This window comes from Methanobrevibacter cuticularis (genome assembly GCF_001639285.1).
In the GTDB taxonomy this organism is placed as follows: Archaea; Methanobacteriota; Methanobacteria; order Methanobacteriales; family Methanobacteriaceae; genus Methanobaculum; species Methanobaculum cuticulare.
On the sequence record NZ_LWMW01000002.1, the window covers coordinates 1 to 2,883 of the forward strand.

Consider the following 2,883-nt stretch of genomic DNA (forward strand, 5'->3'; position numbering starts at 1 on the left):
AATTATAATCTTCACCATTTAAAGTACCATTAATGATAAAATCCGGTAAATTCTCAACACCAGTATTATCAAGAGTAGTATTCAATACTAACAGATAAAATCTAAGCTTATCACCAAAATGAACATCATCCAAACTACTAGAGTTAGTAATATTCAAAATATAATGATTACTAGTAGTAATACCCATAATTTTACCAGTTATATCGTTAGCTCCCCACCAATTAAGATTCGCATCTATACCACTAGTCATAGTTGGAATACTCAAACCAGTACCAGCTAAAACACGATTATAATTGATAGTAACATTATTTACAGAATTAAGACCAGTAGCAAAATTAATACCAGTACCACCAGTTGTTCCAGCAAAAATATTATTACCAGAAACAAAAATATCACTCAAATCAACAGAATTAAGATTAACAAAACCAATACCAATACCAGTAGCGTTAGTAGCATTAATAGTATTATTCACTACAGACAAACCACTAAAACTTAGATTATTATTACAGTTAACATATATACCATAGGAAACAACCTTAATATTGTTATCAGTGAAACTGATAGTATTGTTGCTGGTTTCTGCACGAAGATGAACACCGTATGTTGTTCCTATGATGTTGTTGTTGGTTAAGGTTATAGTGTTGTTGCTGGTGTGTGCATACATATAAACACCATAGCCTGATGTTCCTGTGATATTGTTGTTGGTTAAGGTTATAGTGTTGTTACAATTGGTGTATGCATCCAGAGCAAAACCGTATGTTGTTCCTATGATATTGTTGTTGGTTAAGGTTATGTTGCTGCTACAATTGTTGTATACAGACAGAACAACACCGTATGTTGTTCCTGTGATATTGTTGTTGGTTAAGGTTATGTTGCTGCTACAATTGTTGTGTATATTCGTATAAACACCATAGTTTGATATTCCTGTGATGTTGTTATTGGTGATAGTCATAGTGTTGTTACTATTGGTGTGTGCATCCAGAAAAACACCACGGAATGCTCCTGTGATATTGTTGTTGGTTAAGGTCATGTTATTGTTGCTGGTGTATCCATACAGATAAACAGCGGATGCAGATGTTCCTGTGCATGTGATATTGTTGTTAGTGAAGGTTATAGTGTTGTTACAATTGGTGTATGCATCCAGAGCAAAACCGTGTCCTGATCCTGTGAGGATGTTGTTGGTAAAGGTTATAGTATTGTTACTATTGGTGTGTGCAAACAGATAAAGACTAGATCCGGATGTTCCTGTGATATTGTTGTTGGTGAAGATTATGTTGTTGTTGCTGGTTTCTGCATACATACCAACACCCTGTGAGGATGTTCCTGTGATGTTGTTGTTTTCGAAAATTAGAGTATTATTACAAGATGTAACATTGAAACGTATGCCCATCGAGTTAGTTGTACCGTTACCTAGGATATTGTTACCTTTAACTGTAATTTTAACAACTGAGCCATCTGTGGCGTTTACATATACAGCACCATACGTATTGTTGTTTACAGTAGAAATTATAGTATTATTTTCCAATAATACACCAGTTAATGAATCACCAGATAAATGGATGCTTCTATCGATTGTACTTATATTACATCCAATAACTGATAAATTGCTTGTATTTGAATTAATTGCTGTGTTATATCCACTCATATTCAAATTAACTATTTTTACGTTCGGTGCTGTGATATTAAATAGTGTGCCAGTATTGGGACCTTTTATGTTCACTTGGCCGTTTGAGGATATGTTAACGCTTCTTGAAACATTTAAACCAGTGATAGTGTTATAATCTCCTGCATCAAAAACAACCTCATTATCAGTTGCGGTTGTATTACTGAGGAAATTCTGAATCTCATCATTAGTAGAAGAACTATTAAAGTTTGCAGCACTAACACCAGATAAAAGTGCAAAGAAGCACAAAAAAACAAAGGTTAGAAGTACTAGATTCCTTAAATGAGTTCCACTAGGAAAACAAATATTCTTTTCAAACTTAGCAGCTATTACATTTTTATTTTTCATTATCATATTTTTTTCACCTCCAAAATGAAAAAATTCTTTTTTAAAATTTTGATTAATGGATTATGAAATATAGAAATTATAGACCTATATGTCAAATAACTATCTAAAAGACAAAGCTCAGATTAATTATAGATGATTATATTATTATTACCAGAACTATGATCATTTTTTATCTATCAAAAACCCATTAATCAGAGAAAAATTCCAAAAAAAGAAATTTAGTTAAAATAAACTAATAGAACCTTTCTCTCATCAATGAACCCCAAAAAAATAATAAAATAATATACATAATTAATTCACCAATTATCATCATCATGTAATTATACTTCAATACTAAACATTACACCAATATATATATATATATACCATTCAAATCATGAATAACTATTCTAACTTACATAAATATTATATAAATAATTAATACCATATATAATTAACCATTATAAAAACACGAACTATTTATAATAAAAATAATTGACTATTATAAAAATACGAACTATTTATAATAAAAATAATTAACCATTATAAAAATACGAACTATTTATAATAAAAAGCTACTAAAAAATAGTATATATACAATAATATAAAAATTATAATAATAATTCAATCAAAAGAACAAATGATAAATAAACAGTGAAAAAACAAACCTATTAACCAAAATACGTGACCAACTATAGTCCTGAAAATAAAGTTTCTAATTAATGTATATGTCGAGCCAATTTTCTACTAATGTTCTGGAATTGGCGTAGATATAGAAATATCGCGAAAATTCCGTCATTAAAAACATTTCATCTTCAACATATGTAACTGACAATTTATCTTTTATAGAGTACCAAACTCGCTCTATGGGATTAATATCAGAAGCATACTTT

1 protein-coding gene is annotated in these 2,883 nt (G+C 29.9%); it reads right to left on the reverse strand.

Annotation, left to right across the window (positions count from 1 at the left end; translation table 11 throughout):
* The coding region (locus MBCUT_RS00015) for a NosD domain-containing protein (RefSeq protein ID WP_157082397.1) at nt 1-2,017 on the reverse strand (2,017 nt) is incomplete at its 3' end.
* Nucleotides 2,018-2,883 lie beyond the last annotated feature (866 nt).